Genomic DNA, 1,904 nt, shown 5'->3' with positions numbered 1-1,904 from the left:
AAACCTTCAACGGCAGCACCATTACCGCCATTGCACAGGCGAGCAACCTCACTCATGCACCGTATAATGAGAATATCACCTCGCCAGAACTGACCATTGATCTGTTGCCCTTGATGGACAATACCGTTCTGCTTCCCGGCAGCGTCATCTTTGAATGGAACGGTGAAACCTATTTTGATCGGGACGGTTCGCTCTATAAAAACCTGAGCACCGAAACCAATGCCGGGGTTCAGGTAGGCAGGGTTGACTACAGCGGTGGCATGGCGACACTGGCGAGCTATCCCGAAGGATCGGTCAGCACCGCCACCATTCAGGCAGCGGCCACTATCGGCGTTGGCTTTAAGATTGATGCGGTCGCCTTCCGTACTCCCGGTGCTCCGATCCGTCAGGGCAGCTTGCAGCTCACGGCCGTTCGGGTGGATAACGGGGACATTATCACGGCAACGGCGGATTTTAATGGCGAGATAAACACCGCAGAAGTGGTCGGAAAAATCGACGTAACCACAGGCTGGTGTGAGCTTCAGTTTACCGATGGCAGCTCTCCTGAAGAGAAGCCTATCTACGTTATCCCGCAGAGTGTCCGTTATAACTGCGTGGTGGAAACCAGCCTACCATTAGACGCTGAATTGATCGGCCTTGATCCGGTTCGCCTGCCTCCCGATGGCAAGGTGCCTATCTATCGTGCCGGGGATATTGTGGTCATCAGCCACACGGCAAGCACCGATGCAGGTACGCCAACAGCCGGTCAGGTGATTAACCTGGCTCGTGACCATCAGGCGGAAATCGTGGTGGAAGACAGCAACGGGGTTCTGCTGGCCAGCGATCAATACACCGTCGATAGAGAGGCGGGAACCGTGACCTTTGCCGATCCGTTGAGCCTGATTGATGCTGGCAGTAACCCTCTATCTGCACCTTTCACCATTAAGGATCGGGTTGAGCACATGAGCGTGTTAAGTGACGTTCAGATCAACGGCGACCTCTCCATTATCTCCCCGGTGCCTTGGGATTTACCTGCCTCCGAAACCACGGTGAGCAGTGCAGTCGTCTATGGCGATCTTCAGGCGAGAGTGAAAAACTTTTTTAGCCAGAAGGTATGGGATAACGGTATTCCTAACTGGACGGATAACCGGATTGGGGATCAGACCACGGCACAATACAACACGGTCAATTTCCCGGTTCTGGTGACGAACAAGGGTGCCATTTATGGCAAGTGGGCGATCATCTTTACCAGTGGTTCAGCCTTTCAGGTGGTAGAGGAAAAGCTCGGGATCATTACCACAGGCACCACAGCAGCCGATACGGCTCCGATTAACCCGGAAAGCGGTGTTCCCTATTTCACCCTGAAAGCCGATGGGTGGGGAAGCGGTTGGGCAGTAGGTAACACTATCCGCTTTAACACCGATGGATGTCTTGCGCCAGTCTGGATTTGCAGAACGGTGCTTTCAGGTCAGGGAACGGAAACCAACGACGATTTTACACTACAGATTCGGGGGGATGCAGACTGATGCCGGTTCAATACTACAGCTGGAACGATTCAGGTGCCCCGGAATTTAAATATTTAAGCGGCGGTTATGGCGCTTATAAAAATTCCATCATTGAAGTGCTCGATGCGATTTTAGTGACCGGCTACGGCAGTAAACCGGGATTTGGCTGGACAAAGGCAATGACCTCGACGGTGCCGGACAGTAACCGCACCGTGTACAAAAATTATTCAGCCCATCAGGACGATATGTACCTGATCGTGGAGTCTGACGGTAATCAGCAGCAGGGCTTTAAGATGCAGATTGCCGATGTTGTGACCAGCCCGGAAAGTTACGCTGGATACAGCCAGATCACTGCCGTGACACAAACCCACGGTGGTACACAACGCTGGCACGCCATCGGCGATGAACGCACGTTGATCT

General features: G+C 53.2%; 2 protein-coding genes. Both read left to right on the top strand.

Features of this window, described 5'->3' with window-relative positions; genetic code table 11:
• The coding region (locus AK963_RS33895; RefSeq protein WP_202969906.1) for a hypothetical protein at positions 1–1,505 on the top strand (1,505 nt) is incomplete at its 5' end.
• Positions 1,505–1,904: hypothetical protein (locus AK963_RS28380; protein WP_202969905.1), on the top strand; the 400-nt coding region annotated here is incomplete at its 3' end. The genes AK963_RS33895 and AK963_RS28380, both read left to right, overlap by 1 nt.

This window comes from Endozoicomonas atrinae, from assembly GCF_001647025.1.
GTDB classification, from domain to species: domain Bacteria; phylum Pseudomonadota; class Gammaproteobacteria; order Pseudomonadales; family Endozoicomonadaceae; genus Endozoicomonas; species Endozoicomonas atrinae.
The sequence above is the reverse complement of the archived record's forward strand: the minus strand, read 5'-3'. Positions and strand labels throughout refer to the sequence as shown.